Annotated in this window: 14 protein-coding genes; 7 read left to right on the top strand and 7 right to left on the bottom strand. The window is 71.3% G+C overall.

Annotated features, from left to right (window positions below; genetic code table 11):
* Window positions 1–107 precede the first annotated feature (107 nt).
* From ACTOQ3_RS00885 to ACTOQ3_RS00875, 3 genes are read right to left on the bottom strand one after another with little or no spacing between them, the layout of a single operon-like run.
* On the bottom strand, window positions 108–3,479 hold the full coding sequence (locus tag ACTOQ3_RS00885) for a BTAD domain-containing putative transcriptional regulator (RefSeq protein WP_440081402.1): 3,372 nt from the start codon (window positions 3,477–3,479) through the stop codon (window positions 108–110).
* Between the two features lie 53 nt (window positions 3,480–3,532).
* Window positions 3,533–4,594: a lysylphosphatidylglycerol synthase transmembrane domain-containing protein gene (locus ACTOQ3_RS00880; protein ID WP_440081401.1), complete on the bottom strand. Its 1,062-nt coding sequence runs from the start codon at window positions 4,592–4,594 to the stop codon at window positions 3,533–3,535.
* Between the two features lie 54 nt (window positions 4,595–4,648).
* Window positions 4,649–5,440 (bottom strand): PIG-L deacetylase family protein, encoded by a 792-nt coding sequence (locus tag ACTOQ3_RS00875; RefSeq protein WP_440081400.1) that lies wholly within the window; start codon window positions 5,438–5,440, stop codon window positions 4,649–4,651.
* Between the two features lie 102 nt (window positions 5,441–5,542).
* Between ACTOQ3_RS00875 and ACTOQ3_RS00870 the strand changes: the two genes are divergently transcribed.
* Window positions 5,543–6,727 carry a glycosyltransferase family 4 protein gene (locus ACTOQ3_RS00870; RefSeq protein WP_440081399.1) on the top strand — a complete coding sequence of 395 codons (1,185 nt, stop codon included), beginning with the start codon at window positions 5,543–5,545 and terminating at the stop codon, window positions 6,725–6,727.
* 303 nt (window positions 6,728–7,030) lie between these two features.
* On the opposite strand, the gene ACTOQ3_RS00865 is transcribed toward ACTOQ3_RS00870, so the two are convergent.
* Complete coding sequence (locus ACTOQ3_RS00865) at window positions 7,031–7,429, bottom strand: hypothetical protein (RefSeq protein WP_440081398.1); 399 nt, start codon at window positions 7,427–7,429, stop codon at window positions 7,031–7,033.
* A 133-nt stretch (window positions 7,430–7,562) separates the two neighbouring features.
* Here ACTOQ3_RS00865 and ACTOQ3_RS00860 point away from each other — a divergent pair, with 133 nt between their 5' ends.
* Window positions 7,563–8,903 carry an APC family permease gene (locus ACTOQ3_RS00860; RefSeq protein WP_440081397.1) on the top strand — a complete coding sequence of 447 codons (1,341 nt, stop codon included), beginning with the start codon at window positions 7,563–7,565 and terminating at the stop codon, window positions 8,901–8,903.
* Between the two features lie 414 nt (window positions 8,904–9,317).
* Here the strand turns inward: ACTOQ3_RS00860 and ACTOQ3_RS00855 are convergent, their stop codons facing one another.
* Window positions 9,318–10,613, bottom strand: a complete 1,296-nt coding sequence (locus tag ACTOQ3_RS00855; protein ID WP_440081396.1) for a hypothetical protein — start codon at window positions 10,611–10,613, stop codon at window positions 9,318–9,320.
* A 98-nt stretch (window positions 10,614–10,711) separates the two neighbouring features.
* Here ACTOQ3_RS00855 and ACTOQ3_RS00850 point away from each other — a divergent pair, with 98 nt between their 5' ends.
* The 3 genes from ACTOQ3_RS00850 to ACTOQ3_RS00840 all read left to right on the top strand — a co-directional run bounded on the left by ACTOQ3_RS00850 (window position 10,712) and on the right by ACTOQ3_RS00840 (window position 12,695).
* Window positions 10,712–11,086: an STAS domain-containing protein gene (locus tag ACTOQ3_RS00850; RefSeq protein WP_440081395.1), complete on the top strand. Its 375-nt coding sequence runs from the start codon at window positions 10,712–10,714 to the stop codon at window positions 11,084–11,086.
* Between the two features lie 87 nt (window positions 11,087–11,173).
* Window positions 11,174–11,539, top strand: a complete 366-nt coding sequence (locus ACTOQ3_RS00845; protein ID WP_440081394.1) for an STAS domain-containing protein — start codon at window positions 11,174–11,176, stop codon at window positions 11,537–11,539.
* Between the two features lie 259 nt (window positions 11,540–11,798).
* Window positions 11,799–12,695 carry a hypothetical protein gene (locus ACTOQ3_RS00840; protein ID WP_440081393.1) on the top strand — a complete coding sequence of 299 codons (897 nt, stop codon included), beginning with the start codon at window positions 11,799–11,801 and terminating at the stop codon, window positions 12,693–12,695.
* 179 nt (window positions 12,696–12,874) lie between these two features.
* On the opposite strand, the gene ACTOQ3_RS00835 is transcribed toward ACTOQ3_RS00840, so the two are convergent.
* Together ACTOQ3_RS00835 and ACTOQ3_RS00830 are read right to left on the bottom strand one after the other, a co-directional pair.
* The gene (locus ACTOQ3_RS00835; protein ID WP_440081392.1) at window positions 12,875–13,612 is read right to left on the bottom strand and encodes a glycosyltransferase family 2 protein; all 738 of its coding nucleotides are present in this window, start codon (window positions 13,610–13,612) and stop codon (window positions 12,875–12,877) included.
* A gap of 323 nt (window positions 13,613–13,935) precedes the next feature.
* Entirely contained in the window at window positions 13,936–14,220 is a 285-nt protein-coding gene (locus ACTOQ3_RS00830; protein WP_440065807.1) for a hypothetical protein, read from the bottom strand.
* Window positions 14,221–14,450: 230 nt separating this feature from the next.
* On the opposite strand from ACTOQ3_RS00830, the gene ACTOQ3_RS00825 reads away from it, so the two are divergent.
* Together ACTOQ3_RS00825 and ACTOQ3_RS00820 are read left to right on the top strand one after the other, a co-directional pair.
* Window positions 14,451–15,899: a helix-turn-helix domain-containing protein gene (locus tag ACTOQ3_RS00825; RefSeq protein WP_440081391.1), complete on the top strand. Its 1,449-nt coding sequence runs from the start codon at window positions 14,451–14,453 to the stop codon at window positions 15,897–15,899.
* Window positions 15,899–16,804 (top strand): phosphotransferase enzyme family protein, encoded by a 906-nt coding sequence (locus ACTOQ3_RS00820; protein ID WP_440081390.1) that lies wholly within the window; start codon window positions 15,899–15,901, stop codon window positions 16,802–16,804. Before ACTOQ3_RS00825 ends, ACTOQ3_RS00820 begins: the two co-directional genes overlap by 1 nt.
* Window positions 16,805–16,823 lie beyond the last annotated feature (19 nt).

Here is a 16,823-nt window from a genome sequence, read left to right as displayed (position 1 = left end):
GCCCCTGGGAAACGCCCCCGCGGGAAGCGCCGACCCCGGGAGGAGCCGACCCAGGGAAACGCCGCCCCAGGAGAGGCCGGCCAGGGGAGGCGCCGGCCCGGGAGGCGTCAGCCGCCGAGGGAGCGCTGTGCCGCCTCCACCCAGCGGCCCACGCCGACCCGCTCGGCCACCGCGAGGGCGTTCTCGTAGTGCGGCTTCACCGCGTCGGTGAAGCCCAGCCGCAGCGCCAGATCGCCCAGGGTCAGGGCGACCGGCCATAGCGCCACCACCCCGGTTCCGGCGCCCGCGATCCGGTCGGCGAACGGCTTCAGCGTGTCGTACGCCTCGATCATCCGCTCCCGGTCGTCCAGCAGCATGCCCGCCAGGGCCCGCCAGATCATCGCCAGCTCGTAGAGGAAGTCGGGGCGCACGGGCGTCTTCACCGCGATGACGGCCCTGGCGTCGCGGTGGTGGCCCGCCGAGGCGAGGGCCACCGCGTAGGCGTCGAGGGTCCACTTGGCCCCGCGCTGGTGCGCCTCGGCCAGCGGCTCGACCATCTCGGCGGCCCGCCCGTTCACCAGGTGCAGGCAGAACGTGGTGATCAGCGGCAGGTCCTGGCGGCCCTCCAGCATCCCGGCCTTGGCGGTCAGCCGGGCGGCCTCGCGGTAGGCGCGCTCCGCCCCGGCGAAGTCACCGGCGATCATCAGGCGCTGCCCGGCGTACCAGGCGACCACCGAGGCCGGCGCGGACAGGCCGTACTGCCTGGCCAGCCGCTCGGCGGCGGCCACGTGCGCGTCGGCCTCGGCGAACGCGCCCGAGGCGGCCGCGCACTCCATCAGCACCAGGTGGGCCAGCGCCTGCACCGAGATCTGCCCGGTCGCCTTGCCGACCTCCAGCAGTTCCCTGCCGATGACCTCGCGCTCGCCCACCGGGGTGATCCCGTACGACTGGCGCAGCCGCCCGCTCAGCGCGGTCGCCAGCAGGGCGGGGTCACCGGAGCGGCGGGCCAGCTCCTCGGCCTCCAGCGAGGCCTGCTCGCCCCGGGGGGTGGCCGACCCCTCCAGCTCCAGCGCGAGCGTGGCCAGCAGGCTCGCCCGCAGCGACTGCTCACCGGCGGGCAGCTCGACCAGCGCCTGCTCGGCGACGTCGACGATCTCCCAGGCGGTGCGGGTGAAGTCGCGGGCCATGCCCTTGTGCGGCACCGCCAGCGAGGCGGCCACCCGGGCGGTGAGTTCCAGGTTGCCCAGCGGCAGCGCCGCGTCCATCGCCTCACGCCGCCGCCTGCGGGCCGCGGCCATGTCGCCGCAGAGCGCCAGCGCCTTGATCAGCCGCAGGGTCAGCAGCAGCCGATCCCTGGTGCTGTCGGGCGTGTGGGTGATGCCCGACCTGTCGAAGGCGGCGATGGCCTGCTCCCACAGGGTGGCCGCCTCGCGGTGGGCGAAGCGCCGCTCGGCCTGCTCGGCGGCGAGCCCGGCGTAGTGCACCGTCTTGCCGGCGGTCTCGCTGGTGCCCGCCGAGTCGTAGTGGTGGGCCAGCGCGGCCACGTCGCCGGGGTTCCTGCGCTCGATCACCGAGGCCACCGCGGCGTGCAGCCGGGAGCGGCGCAGCCGGGAGGCGTCGGAGTACAGGGTGTCGCGGACCAGGTCGTGGTCGAAGCGCAGCATGCCGGGGCCCGGCTCGGTGACCAGACCGGCGAGCAGCGCCGCCTCCACCGCGTCGACCACGGCCTCCTCGTCGCCCGAGACGTCGACCAGCACGTCCACGTCGACGTCCCGGCCGATCACCGCGGCCTGCAGCAGGATCTGCTGGGCGGTCGCGGGCAGCCGGGAGATCCGCCTGCGCAGCACGTCGCGGACGCCGGAGGGCACGCCGGAGATCACCTCGGCGGCCGTCGCGCGGTCGCTCACCGCCTCGGCGTCGAGCAGGCGCACCGTCTCACGGACGAAGAAGGGGTTGCCGCCGGTGCGCTCGACGATGCTGTTGACCGCGTCCTCGTCGACCTCGCGCACGCAGGTCGCCCTGACCAGCTCGGCCACCGCCTTGGTGTCGAGTCCGGTGAGGCCGACCCGGACGGGACCGAGCCTGGCCAGCGCGGCCAGCACGTCGGCCTGCTGGTCGCTCAGCTCGCTGTCGCGGCAGGTCACCACCAGCAGCACCCGGCTGGTGGCGAGGAGGCTCGGCAGCGCGCGCAGCAGCGCCAGCGTCTGGTCGTCGGCCCAGTGCAGGTCCTCCAGGGTGAGCAGGATCGGCGTCTCCTTGGCGACGGCGGCGAGGTAGCCGCCCACCGCCCGGTGCAGCCGGAACCCGCCGGAGGCCTGGTCGTCGTCGGGCTCGGGGGCCGCGTCGTCGAGGAGCGGCGCCAGCAGCGAGGCGTACTCGCCGGGCCCGGCCGCGTTCACCAGGGTGCGCAGGATCTCCACCCACGCCCAGCCGGGAGGCGTGGCGCTGCTGTCGGGACAGGCGCCCGAGGAGATGCCCCATCCGTCGTCGGACAGCCGCCTGATGAGCTGGCGGACCAGGGTGGTCTTGCCCGCGCCCGCATCGCCGCTGATGATCGCGACGGTGAACCGGCCGGTCCTGGCCGCGGCGGTGGTCAGCCTGCCGAGCTCGGCGTCGCGGCCGACGAACGGCTCCGGCTCCAGCGGGGGAAGCTCCACCTGGGCCACCGTGGGCCTGGGCGGCCAGGTCTCCGCGGCCACCTGCTGGCGCTGCCTGCCCGGCGGCGGGGTGGCGAGTTGCAGGCCGGGATCCTGGGACAGGATGTCGGACTCCAGCTTGCGCAGCGCCGGGCCCGGGTCGATGCCCAGCTCGTCGGAGAGGATCGTGCGCGCCCGGCGCAGCGCCGCCAGCGCGTCGCCCTGCCGCCCGCAGCGGTACAGGCCCAGGGCGAGCAGCCGCCAGCCCTCCTCGCGGAGCGGGTGCTCGGTGGTCAGCGCCTCCAGGTCGGGCACCGACTCGGCGGGCAGACCCATCCGCAGGCCGCTGTCGGCGTGCCGCTCGCGGGCCACCAGGCGCAGCTCGGTGAGCCGGTTGACCTCGGCCTCGGCCCACGGCTGGTCGGCGAAGTCGGAGTACGGGGTGCCGCGCCACAGGCCCAGGGCCTTCTCCAGGCGGGCCCGCGCGGAGGCGGGGTCGTCGCCCTCCAGGTGCTCTCCGGCGGTACGGACCAGCGTCTCGAAGCGGAGCGCGTCGACCTGGTCGGGAGCGGCGCGCAGCGCGTAGCCCGAGGCCACGGTCACCAGCAGCCGGTTGGGGCCCCCGCGCGGACGGCCCGGCTCCAGCACCCTGCGCAGCCGGGAGATGTAGACCTGAAGACCCGATTGGGCACCCTTGGCCGCGTCGTCGTCCCACAGGTCGTACAGCAGGGAGTCGACGGGAACGACCTGCCCGCGCGCGACGAGCAGGCGTGCCAGGACCGCACGTTGACGAAGCCCGCCCAGGTCGAGCTCGTCCTCACCGGAATACGCCTCGACCGGGCCGAGAACTCGGAAAGCCACCATGTCAGCCGCCACGCTATGTGGGCCTTCCAATCGCATACAAGGTATTTCCCAATCTAGCGGCTGATCGACTCCTTTTCAGGGGCCGGAGTGGCGTTCTCGCGCCTGCGCAGGAACGTCCACACCCCCAGCGCCAGCCCGCCGAAGGGGATTTCGACAGTGTAGGTCCAGAACCCGAAAAGCAGGGCGGCGGCGGTGGCGGAGTCCAGCGGAGCGCCGAAGAAGACCAGCGCGCCGATGGTTCCGGCCTCCATTATTCCGGTACCGCTGGGAGTCACCAAAGCGGTGGTCAAGACCCTGGACAGGGCGAAGGCGGCGATCGACTGCGCCAGGCCGGGGTAGGCGCCGGTCGCGTGCAGGCAGACGACGAGGATCAGCCACTGGAAGCCGAGGAAGAAGACCATGCCCAGCGTCAGCCCGGCCCAGCGGCTCCGCACGATCTCGGAGGTGTCGGCCCGCAGCCTGACCAGCGCCCCGGAGGCGGCGTGCTCGCCGGGACGGATCCGGCCGGGCAGCAGCCGGGTCAGGGCGTCGAGGCCGCGGCCCAGCACGTTCGCGGCGCGGTCCCAGTAGAGGGCGACGGTCACCACGGCGACCAGCGCCAGGATGGACAGCACGCCGACCCAGCCCGCCCTGGTCACCGAGGGGCTGAGCGGCTGCCCGCTGAACAGCAGGGCCACGATGCCCGCCGCGGGCAGCAGGAAGCGGAACAGGGTGTTCCAGATGCCGGTGGTCAGCGTGGAGACCACCACCGGCCGGGTGGGAAAACCCCACCCCCTGGTCATCGCGAACGTCATCGCCACCCCGGCCGCGCCGCCGAAGGGGAGCAGGTTGCTCACCGCGCTGCCGCTCGCGTTCAGCGTCAGGGCCTGCAGGTGGGTCAGCCCGGGAAGGGAGGCGGTCAGCACGAAGGTGTAGGCGAGGAGGCTGAGCAGCCAGACGGCGGCCATCAGCGCGACCTCCCGGGGCCCCAGCGCGGCGAACTGCGCGCCGATCTGCGCCCAGGAGACGTGCTTGCCCGTCAGGGCCGCCACGACCTGGGGCATGAAGAACACGAGCGTGGCGGCGAGTGCCAGCGACACGACCGACAGCCCGACCTGGAGCAATCTGCTCTTCATGTGACACGCCCGCTCTTCATCCGGCACCCCCGGCCAAGTCTGCCGGTCCCCACCTCATCCTTTCGGAGGAACTTCGAAGGGGTGCCTCAGCCGGGAGCCTAGAGGGGCGTCCCTGCGGACGTACCACTCGGTGCCGAAGACGAGACGGTACAGAGGCTGGGGGATCTTGAGCATGACCCCGAGCGTGCGGGTGTCGGCCCCGGTGGCCTGGGAGGCGTGGGCGGCCATGCTCGCCCGCTTCTGGCGGGCGAAGCGCCGCACCGCGACCCGGTGGGTGATCACCTCGCCGGGGGAGTACGCCCGCTCGAAGGCCCGGATGTCGAGCTGCGGGTAGAACCTCCTGGCGAGCCGCAGCCCCCGCAGCAGGGGATCGCGGTTGACGGTGGCCTCCAGCACGATCGGGGTCCTCGCGATCTCGGCCGCCCGGCCGCCGACCCGGTGCACCTGGACGTGGTCGGGATGGCCGTAGCCGCCCGCCGGGTCGTAGGTCGTCAGCAGGTCGGCCTTCTCCTCGGTGAGGATGGCGGCCAGCCGCCGGGCGGCCTCCTCGGCGTCGGCGTCGATGAAGGCGTCGTCGGGCCGGTCGTCGGCGACCCCGCCGCCGGGCGCGAGCCCGGAGTCGCCGTAGCCGAGGTTCACCACGCGGGCGCAGCCGAGTGCCGCCGCCGATTTGTACAGCTCGGCCATGCGGGCGGCGCCCAGCGCCTCACCGGGTTCGAGGTCGGCCTGGCCCCGCTCTCCCGAGGTCGCCACGACGAGCACCACCCGGTGGCCCTCGGCGGCGAGCATCGCCATGGTGCCCGCGGTGAGCAGGGCCTCGTCGTCGGGATGGGCATGAAAGAACACTGCTGTCTTGACACTGCTGATCAGGCTCACTCCGTTCGCGCGACTCGGACGCGCCCACGCGGGGCACGCAGGCATGATCTCACGCGGGTCTACGCTGGCACGGTGAGGATCCTCCACATCAGTGACTGTTATCTGCCGCGTCTCGGCGGGATCGAGGTGCAGGTCGCCGATCTGATCCGGATGCAGCGGGAGGCGGGTCACCAGGTCGAGGTGGCGACCGCCACCCCGGGGGAGAGCCTTCCCGGGGTGCACAGGATCGTCGCGAGACTACCCTTCGACCTGCCGGTCCATCCGTTCGGGACGGGACACCTGCTCCGTCTGGTGAGAGCGCGGCGCCCCGACGTGGTGCACGTGCACACGGGCGCGGTCTCGCCGTTCGCCTGGATGGGCGTGCGGGCGGCGACCCGCGCGGGCCTGCCCGTGGTCGTCACCGTGCACAGCATGTGGGACCCGGTCACGCGGGCGGTCTACCGGGGACTGCGGCTGCTGTTCGGGTGGCACCGCTGGGGGCTGGTGGGCACCGCGGTGAGCGAGGCCGCCGCGCTGCCGATCCGCGCGGTGGCCGGGGCCGGCGTGCCGGTGCACGTGGTCTCCAACGGCCTGGACGTCTCCGGCTGGCGCTCCGCGCCCCTTCCCGCGTCTCCTGCGCCGTCTCCGGCCGATCACGTACGCCCCGGGCCGGGCGGGGATCCCTCGCCGCCCGAGCCGGAGGGCGGTCCGGTACGGCCCGAGCCGGTGCACGTCGTCGCGGTGGGGCGGCTCGCGCCCCGCAAGCAGCCGGTCCGGTTGCTGAAGCTCCTGCGGGAGGCCCGTGCCCAGGTGCCGGGGGAGACGCCGATGCGGGCGACCGTCGTCGGGGACGGTCCGGCCCGGTCGCAGATGGAGCGCTATCTGAGGGCCAACGGCATGACCGGCTGGGTCTCGCTCCCCGGCCGCTACAGCCGCGACCAGATCCGGGAGCTGCTCGCCTCGACGGACGTGTTCGTCGCCCCAGCGCCCCGCGAGTCCTTCGGGCTGGCGGCGCTGGAGGCCAGGGCCGCGGGGGTGCCGGTGGTGGCACGCGCGCAGAGCGGGGTGGCCGACTTCGTGCGGCCCGGCAAGGAAGGGCTGCTCGGGAGGAGCTTCGACGACCTGGTCGCGTCAGTGGCCAGGCTGGTCCGCGACCGCGAGCTGCGCGAGTCGATCGCGGCGAACAACCGGGAGACCGAACCCGCCCGCAGCTCCTGGCCCGCGGTGCTCGAGGGCTTCGAGCGCTGCTACGAGCAGGCCCGCGCCGCCAGGACCTGACGTGCCCCGCCTCGCGCGGGCGAGGTCCGGCGGTCGCGTGGGCCGGGGCGGAGCCGGGCGGGCTGGGTGGGCCGGGTGGGCCGGGTGAGGCGGGGCTGAGGCGGGGAAACGTGCGAGGCCCCTGCCGCGCGGCGGCAGGGGCCTCGATGGAACCCGATGGAACCCGATGGAACCCGATGGAGATGGTCGGTACGGCCGCCGCACCGCACTGCCCCCCGCAGGCGGGGCGGCGGCCGTACCCGGAGTGCCTCCTGTCACCAGGGGGCACGAGTCCGGTGGACGGGTTCGTCCAGGAGCGAGCGCCTAGGAGCAGGCCGCGGCGAGCTTGGTGCTCGCCTCCTGGGCCTTCGTCGCCAGCGATCCCGCGGCCGTGGCGGCCGCGGCCGGGTCGTTCGGGTCGATCTTGACCGACTCGAAGGACGTGGCGAGGTCGTTGAGGGCGGTGGCCACCTCGCCGTCGGCCGTGCCTGCCAGCGCCTTGAGGTCGGCGGCGAGCTTGGCGGTGGCGTCGTTGTACTTGTTGAGGTCACCGGCGCTCGCCGCGGCGGCGGTGGTGAAGTCCGCGAAGGGCTTCGACCACGCGGCCTCGGTGCAGACCGCGCTGTTGGCGGACGACGCGCCACAGGCGGCGGTCATCGATATGAGAGCGATTCCCGCGGCGGCGGCGACGGCGAGACGGCGGGAAGAGAGGGCGCGGAACATTTCTGCCTTTCATTGCATTTCGTGACAGTTGGAACTGTAGGCAGGGTTCCTTGCGGATCACTTTCATGGCACTTACAACAGTGACTCGTGTGACCTGACGTGATTTCGCCCCCGCGGTGGGTAAGGGCGAGGCATGGCTGAGGCGATCGTCGATCCCGGTTCCGGTCAGCACTCGCTCAAGCGGGTCATCGGGCGCAGGGTCCTCCTTCTGTTCGTGGTGGGCGACATCCTCGGCGCGGGCATCTACGCCCTGGTCGGGAAGGTCGCCGGACACGTCGGCGGGGCGCTGTGGGTGCCCTTCCTCGTGGCTTTCGTGCTGGCCGCGCTGACGGCGACCGCCTATGCCGAACTTGTCGGCAAATATCCTCAAGCAGCCGGTGCTGCGCTTTATGCCAATAAAGCGTTCAATATTCCCTTTGTCACTTTTATCGTGGCGTTCGCGGTGCTGATGAGCGGGATCACCTCGGCGAGTGCGGCCGCGCGGGCCTTCGGCGGCGACTATCTGGAGGAGTTCGTCACGCTGCCGGTCGTCGTCGGCGCGTTCATCTTCCTCGGCCTGATCACGCTGGTGAACTTCGCCGGGATCTCCGAGTCCATCAAGGTCAACGTGGTGCTGACGATCATCGAGGCGTTCGGCCTGCTGGTCATCATCGCGATCGGGATCTTCGCCCTGGTGTCCGGTGACGGCGACCCGGCGCGGGCCCTGGAGTTCCACCCGGCCAACGGCGCCTTCCTCGGCGTCCTGGGAGGTACGGCCCTCGCCTTCTACGCCCTGCTCGGCTTCGAGGACTCGGTCAACCTCGCCGAGGAGGCCAAGGAGCCGCAGCGAGACTTCCCCCGCGCGCTCTTCGGCGGCCTGACCATCGCGGCGATCATCTACATGGGGGTCGCGTTCACGGCGACCATGCTGGTCGACACCAAGACGCTGACGGACTCGTCAGGCCCGCTGCTCGAGGTCGTCAAGGTCGCCGGGCTGGCGTTCCCGCCCAAGTTGTTCGCCCTGATCGCGCTGCTCGCGGTGGGCAACACCGCGCTGATCAACATGCTCATGGCCTCGCGCCTGGTCTACGGCATGGCGCGTGAGGGGATCGTGCCGGGGGTCTTCGCGGCGGTCCATCCGACGAGGTCCACCCCGTGGGTGGCCATCGTCTTCACCGTGGGTGTCGCGGCGGTGCTGGTCGCCACCGGCGACGTGGGCGGCCTGGCCGACACCACGGTGCTGTTGTTGTTGTGCGTCTTCACGCTGGTCAACGTGGCCGTGCTGGTTCTCCGCAAGGACCGGGTGGACCACGATCACTTCCGGGCGCCGAGCTGGATGCCGGTCCTGGGGGCGGTGGTCTGTTTCGTCCTGGTGCTTCCGATCACCGGCAGGGGCGTGGACGTCTACGTCCGCGCGGGAGTGCTGCTCGTGATCGGAGTGGCCCTCTGGTTCGTCAACCGGCTGTTCCTCTCAGAAGGGCAGCGCTCGTCCTGAGGGCGTACGGAGGTCCAGGGCGACGGGTTTCCGGGGCGGCCGGGGCTTTTGGAGGATAAGAACCTTTTTCATGTGATACTCCCTCTTTGTTGGAGTTTGAGAGAGACTACGTCACCTGACCGACTTTTTCACGGATTTTTTACCAAGCGCGCGCAGGTCTGGGGTGGGGTCAGGGGTTCTAGGGGTCGTGTGAGCGCGCGGATCCGGGTGGTGTCCAGGGCGGAGGTCTGCCCTCCGGCGTCCCGGTCGTGTCGTCGAGGGCCTTGTCGTAGCGTTTGGGAGTAATAGCCCGCCATGTCCGCACAGTAAGCGGCTCATGTTTCCGGCAGTGACACCGTGTGTTCCAAGTCCGCGACCTCGGCGCCGCGCGAGGCGGCCGGGCCGCGACCTCGGAGACGAGATCAGCGGCGAGTATCAGCGGCGGAGCACGAAGGCCTTCTCGTCGTCGCCCACGCCGACCGAGCCCACCGCCCACAGCGTGCCGGTGCCCGGCACCCGGGTCAGGCCGGTGCCGCCGACGTCGTCGGTCTCGTCGTACTGCTGGGTGGTGGTGTAGGTGCGGAACAGCGGACCGTACTCGCGTGACCAGACGGTGCCGTCGAAGCGGAGGATGAGCACCTGCCCGGCGTGATCGGCGTCGACGCCGCTGATCCACAGGTCACCGGGGCCGGAGGCGGTGACCCCGTGCAGGCTCCCCCGGGAGACCGGCACCTCGACCCGCGTCCAGCGGGTCCCGTCCCAGCGCATGACGAGCGGCCGCGTCTCCTCGCCGCCCGCCCGGGCGTCCGGCGGCGTCTCCGCCTGGGCGCTCGGTCCGGTCCCGTCCTCCGGTCGCGTCCCCGGCCGGGCCGCCGGGGCGGCGGAGACCTGCCCGACCGCCCACACCTCCGACGGCGAGACCTGCCAGACCTGGCTGAGCCGGCCGCCGGGGATCGGAGGCGTCTCCAGGCTCTCCCACGATCCGGCCGTGCCGTGCCAGACCAGCGGGGTCCGGGTCTCGCTCGTTCCCACCGCCCAGACGTGCCCCGCCCCGGAGGTGATCGCCTCGAAGGTGCCCCCGGTGCTCAGCGCGTTGCGGAACTCGCCGCCCGCCCACTCCAGGACGACCGCGCCGGAGGGGCCGTTCGCGGTGAACCACGCGTCGCCGCCGCTCGCCGTGACGTCCGACAGCCGGTAGTCCTCGGCCACCCCGAAGGGCCGGTGCGGAGCCCACGCCCGCCCGTTCCAGTGCGCGGCGAGCGCGCTCGGGCCGTTGCCCACCACCCACACGTCGTCGGGCCCGGCCGCGCCGACCCCCTCCAGGTGGTGGGCTCCGGCCTCCTCGCCCAGGGGCATCTCCCGCCAGCGGTTCCCGTTCCAGCGGAGGACGGCGGGCGTGCCCTCCCTGTCCTCGGCGCTGTCCTGGTATCCCACGGCCCAGGCGTCGCGGGGCCCGGTCGCCGCCACGTCGAGCAGCGCCGTGCCGCCCGACAGCTTCGCGCCCCCCACGGCCGTCCACTCGGCGGACGCGGCGACCGCCCCGGTCGCCACCGGACTCGCCGAGGGGTCCCGCGGCGTGAGGCCCGGGGAGGTGGAGCCGGGGGAGGCTGGGGTCCGCGAGGCCGTACCGCCCGGCGCCGGCGTCGCGGTGGGCGCCGCCGGGGCCGCGCCGCACGCGGCGGTCAGGAGCGTTCCGACGACCAGTACCGCCACCGGGCGCGCTTTCAGCATGCCACCATTGTTCCGCATGCCTTCGTCGTCCGGCCGTGCCCGCGATGATTAGAACCGCCTGGCTGGGGCACCGGGGACTTAGGCGGGAGAGGATGCCGATGTCGAAGGCTGAGAGGGACGAGAGATTCCGCGTCCGAGCCGACAAGCACAGCCATTTCACCGCCCTGCACGCGGTGGGGGCACTGGACTACGGGTCCTCCCCGCTGCTGAAGGAGCAGGCCGACGCCGCGTTGGGTGCGATGGACCACCCGCGCCTGGTGATCGACCTCACCGAGGTCACCTTCTGCGACTCCACCGGATACGGCGTGCTCATGTACGCCCTCACCCGCGTCCGCAGGGTCGCGGGCTCCCTCGTCCTCGTCGGCCCCTCCACCGTGATGAGGCAACGGCTGAGCCGTCTGGGGGTGGCGGAGCTGTTCGACACCCGGCGCACGGTCGAAGAGGCGGTGGAGGCGTTTCCCGAGACGACGTGAACGGCCGGGCCTCTCCGCACCAGGGCGATCCGTACCGTATGGGACAGTTACTGTTGCTTGGGCAAAGGGTCGGTCAGAGGGTTGGTCATGTTCATGGGAGATGAGCCGGAGACGGTCTTTACCGCCACATCCGGACTGCACGGTACGACGCTCGTCGTACGGGCGAGTGGAGAGCTTGATCATTACCACACGTCCGTGCTGCGCGAGGAGATGGGGAGGGCATGGGACTCCCTGCCCTCGCCGATGCTGATCCTCGACCTGTCCGCCCTGACCTTCTGTGACTCCTCCGGGATCGGCGAGCTGCTCCAGGTGCGCCACCAGGGCCTGAACAGGGGGGTGCGGGTCATTCTCACCGGCGTTCAGGGCAACCTGGCCAGGCGGCTCCACCTCGCCGGCCTGATCCAGGTGTTCGAGGTGTTCCCCTCCGTGGCCGACGCGCTCGAGGTCGCCTGAGGCTCCGGCGCGTACGGGGTGCGACGGCGCCTCTTGATCTCGGTGGGACGGTCCGGCAGAGTCGTCCCGTGTCTGCGTGCCGGCGCCGGGCACGGGCCGGCCGAGAGGGTGCATGGTCACGAGGTCGCGGATCCGGGGTGTGCTGGTGGCACTCATGGCCCTTGTCGTCCTGGCCGGTTGCTCCACGGCCGCGACGCCTCCGACGGTCCCGCGGGCGCAGCCGTCATGGCATTCCCTGAACGACCCGGACACAGGTGCCGTGGCCGAAGAGGTCTGCCCGAAGGGCGACGGGCCGAGAGGGGTGGACTGCCGGTCGAAGGTCCCGGGATACGACACCTGCGTGAAGCGCCATCCGGCGAAGACCTCTGTGACCTCCGCCACGCTGTGCCGGCAAGCGTTGATCGTCCAGGTGGGATGCAGGTTCGGAGAACGGGCTGTTTTCAACGACGGAAAGGCCTGTGCCGCGTCGTTCGAGTCCTATCTGTCGTGCCGGACGGGAACTCCCGTCCGGTCCGACGAGGTGTGCGCCGCGGGTGAGAGAGAGTTCGCGCGCTGTCCGTTCACCTTCGACCCGGCCGGTGGATTCGACTGCGTGAAGGCACGGGACGCCTACTACGAGTGTCGCGACGACAGGCGGGGCGACGACCCGTTCTGCTCGACGTACATCGAGGTTCTCGGTTCGTGTCACACGCTGAGGGTCGGCTGCTCCGGCCTTCTCGACAGGTATCTCGTGTGCGTGGACGAGGATCTTTCCCCGAACGAGTGCGCCTTCGGTCTCACCATGAGAACGAACTGTCTGCGGGATCTCAAGGACGGCATCTTCCGGCAGACCGCGACATGTGACTCCATATGGCGTGGTTCCCTCAGGGACTGCGGTGGCACGCAGGGGCTTGACGTAGACGGGCCCACACCCTGTACGGGTGGTGGCGCCTGGCAGACGTCGAGTCACTCGATCTGCGAGAAATCCGGGGAACCCGCGGAAACGGTCGGGGTGGCCTACGTGTATCCGTCGAGCGCAGGCGTTGGCCGGATGCCCGTTTGCTGGGCACCCGAGGACGGGGCGCGCCCGATGCTCGAGGCGGCCGGGGAGGCCTACGGCAAACGAGGCGTTCGCCTGGTACACCGTCACGGCGAAACCCGTCACGAACCCATGTGATCACCATGACGTCGCCTCCGGCGACATATGGATCATGTACTTCGAAGGGGACGAGACCGGGGAGCCGATCATCGTCGTGCGGGCGGGGTGACGCCGGCGCCGGTACCCCACGGCGACACCGACGGCGCGGACCGGCGTGCGCCGGTGTCCGCCCGATCTCCGTGGGAGCTCCCCGCGGGTCAGGCGGTGGCGTGGGTGGCGTGCTCCTGCCGCAGCCGGATGCCGCCGACGCGTCCCTCGCGCTCGCGGAGGATGGTGCGGAGCACCCGCAGACCGTCACGGACGGCGTGCAGGTTGCTGGCGCCGTGGATGCGGCTGCGCTCGTGGCTGGGGACCTCGCGGATGACGAGACCGGCCTGGGCGGCGCGGATGTTCATGAGGGTCTCGATCTCGAAGCCGTCGCAGTCGAGGTCGAGAGCGTCGAGGTGGCGGGCCCAGAAGGCGTTGTAGCCGTAGCACAGGTCGGTGTAGCGGGTGCCGTACAGCCGGTTGGTCATCTTGGTCAGCACCGTGTTGCCGAGCGAGCGGATCGGGCTGATGTCGTCCGAGCCTCCGCCGGGGGCGCAACGGGAGCCCTTGGCGAAGTCGGCGCCCTCGACCAGCGCGGTCACGAAGGCGTGGATCTCCCGGCCGTCGGTGGACCCGTCGGCGTCGATCATGACGATGATGTCACCGGTCGCCGCGGCGAAACCCTCGGTGAGAGCGTTGCCCTTTCCCTTGCGGGTCTGGCTGACGACGCGCAGTCCCGGACGGAGGGCCTTGGCCACGGCCACCGTGTCGTCGGTGGAGTTGCCGTCGACCAGGATCACCTCGTCGATCCAGGACGGCAGGGTCGCGAAGACGTGGGGGAGGTTCTCGGCCTCGTTCATGGCGGGGACGACCACGCTGACACTGAAGGCAAAGGGGGCGCTGTTCATGGTCACAAGGTCTACCGAACCGCCTGCAGAACGCTTGAAAGCCTCTTGCAACCCCGTAGGTGACGGAGGATCGTGCCTGTTGACCTCCCCTTGGGAGCGGCGGGAAGGTCTCTTCGCCAACCGTTCCCGAAGGGGAGGCGCGACCCGATGTGGATCGCCGGGGGTCGTCAGAAGGGGAGCGTACGACCCGAGGGGCTGCGCAGATCGAGCGGCACCGGTTCACGGGGCGGACGCGGACGTTGCACGACCAGGATCCTTTTCACGGTGCCGCTCCATTCTGGGCTTGATCACCGGGTGTTACCCATGCCAGGCCCAAGAATCACCTATCTCCGTATCACATGAAGAACACTGGCCACACGCTCCGCGGCCGTCGCGACGTCCTCCGCGTGGCCGATGCGCCCCGCCCAGGACAGCCAGAACCACCACTCGCCGTCCTCCTCGTGGGCGGCGAGCACGTCCTCGGTCCTGGCGGGGGCCATGGGGTTGATCACATGAAGCCGTGGATAAAGCCCTGCGGCCGACCTCAGCCGCACCTGGAAGGCGTGCGCCTCCAACTGGGCGGCCAACCGACGCAGGTGGTCGATGCCCTGGCCGTGCTCTGCCATCATCCGGATCACTCCTGGCGGACACTCGTGACTTGCTTCTTTGCAGAGTGCGGTTTTGTGGCACTTGAGGCAATCGGTCCCCCCGCAACCCCCCTCGGGAACAGTGGAATAGACCGGAAAGTCGTTGATGTTCCGTGGAGAAACCGCGAATAAAAGGAACGTCGCGCACAGCCGCGTTTACGCTGAGGTGCGTGTTTGTTAATGTTGTGTAAACAGCGACCGGGAGGGGCGCCGTGGCCCGAGGTGAGCATTCCCCCGCGTGCGCGCGACGGTGGCGGGAGCAGGCGGCGTCCAGGCAGTGGACCCACTGGCAGACCGCGCAGGCCATCCACGGCTGCTGCGGGGCGAGCCTGCTCAAGGCACACCGCCTGGCCAGGGGATGGTCGGCCAGGCAGTCCGTGCAGGAACTGGAGGAGCTCTGTGAGCGCCAGGACCTGGGCGAGGCGCGGGCCAGCATCGACCTGCTCAACGCCTGGGAGAACAACCGGGCACGGCCGCGCCCGCAGACCATCGATCTACTGGCCCGACTGTACCGCGCGAACGCCGTAAGACTGGGTCTGGCCGGAGACTACTGCGAGGACGGCGGGGGCACCAAGGTCGTGGTCGTCTCCGGCGGCGAGGCCCGCGCGCCGTACCAGACGGAGGAACGGGAACGGTCCGAGGACGACATCGAGCGGCGGGCGCTGTTCCACCACGCCCTGCTCGGCTCGAAGTCCGTGATGACCGGCCGGCTGCTGGCCGAGGTCGAGCGGACCCGCCAGGACCTGGACCGTACGCTCGCCCTGGCCACCGTCTCCGAGGAGCAACTCGACCGGCTCGACGAGCAGGTGCTGCGCTACCGGCGCGAGTACATCAGCAGCGCGCCGCTGCCGATGCTCTACCGGCTCATGCTGGAGCTGTCGGACGTCCGGATGCTCTCGCTGGCCCGCCAGCCCGCGATGGCCCAGCGCCGCCTGCTCAACGCCACCGTCATGCTGGCGCTGCTGTCGGCCGACGCGCTGATGAAGCTCGGCGACACCCGCCAGGCCCACGCCTGGTACGGCACCGCGCGCAACGCCTCCGACGACATGGGCGACGTGCGGCTGCGCGCTCTCGTCCGGGCGCAGCAGGCGATGCTCCCCTACTACTACGGCGACCTGGCCGAGACCGTGCGACTGGCCCGCGAGGCCAGGATGCTCGCCGGCAGCGCGCCGAGTTCCCCGGCGGCGCTCGGCGCGGCGGCGGAGGCGCGGGCACTGGCCCGGATGGGCGAGCACAAGGCCGCCAGGATCGCGCTCGCCGAGGCGGAGCGGATCTTCGCCAGGATGCCCCCCGAGGGCCACGACCACCTGGCGTTCCGCTTCTCCGAGCGGCGGCTGCAGTTCTACCGGATCGGCACCCTGATCGAACTGGGCGAGGACGTCGACTGGAACCCGGGGCCCGCCGGGCCCTCGATGCCGTACGCCATCGACCCGGTCCTCCTCCTGCTCGACCAGGCCGCGCACCTGGTCCGTGACGGCAAGATCGACGACGCCTGCCACCTGGCGGAGAAGGCGCTGCTCCAGGTCCCGCCGGAACACCGCACCTCCATCGTGCTCAACCGCGCGCGGGCGCTGCTGTCGGAGGTGCCGCAGACCAGGCACAGGGCGGCGGCGGTGCGACGACTGAACGACCTGGTCACCGGCGCGGCGCCGGTCGGCTGATGAACGCGCTCGCCGAGGAGGCGTTCACCGTCCTGCGGGAGGTCTGCGAGGACCTCGGCATCGACCACAGGGACGCGGAGTTGCTGCGGGTGCGCAGCAACGCCGTCTTCAAGCTGCGCAGCGAGATCGTGGTCAGGATCGCCACCGCTCCCAACGCGCTGACCCGGCTGCCGCTGGTCCTCGCGGTGGCGCGCTGGCTCGCCGAGCAGGGGTTTCCCGCGGTGCGCCCGGCCGACGAGATCTCCGAGCAGCCCGTGGTGCACGAGGGCAGGGTCGTCACCTTCTGGCACTACGTTCCGGCCAGCGGCCGTCCCACCACCACGGAGCTGGGCGAGATCCTGCGCAGCCTGCACCTGCTGCCGGTCCCGCCGGTGGCGTTGCGGCGTTTCGTCGACCCGCTGTGCGAGGTGCGCCGCGCCGTGGACCGGTCCGAGGAGCTCACCTCCTGCCAGCGGGCCTGGCTGCGCGACCGCATCGCGGAGCTGACGGAGCGCTGGTCGGACCTCGGCGTGGACGACGCGCCGGTGTTGCTGCACGGCGACGCGTGGATCGACAACCTGCTGCGCTGCACGGACGGTCACGTGGTGCTCTGCGACTGGGACGGTGTCGCGGTCGGCCCCCGCGAGTGGGACCTGGTCCACACCTACCACGGCCAGCGGCGCTTCGGCCTGACCGCCGCCGACGTGGACGCCTTCGCCGACGCGTACGGCAGCGACCTGCGTTCCTGGCCGGGATACTCCACTCTCATGGAGGTCAGGGACATCTACGCGGTGGGCATCCACATCCGCAACGCCGCCGCCGACCCGTTCTCCCGGCGCGAGCTTCCCCGCAGGCTGGACTCCCTCACCCGAGGTGAGCAACATGCCCGCTGGTACATGGCCGAACCCGTTACTGTCTCCCAGTAAAGATCTTAAAACGGGGGCA

It is taken from the genome of Streptosporangium sp. LJ11, from assembly GCF_051918945.1.
Taxonomy (GTDB): Bacteria; Actinomycetota; Actinomycetes; order Streptosporangiales; family Streptosporangiaceae; genus Streptosporangium.
This window is presented reverse-complemented; position numbering and strand designations above follow the sequence as displayed.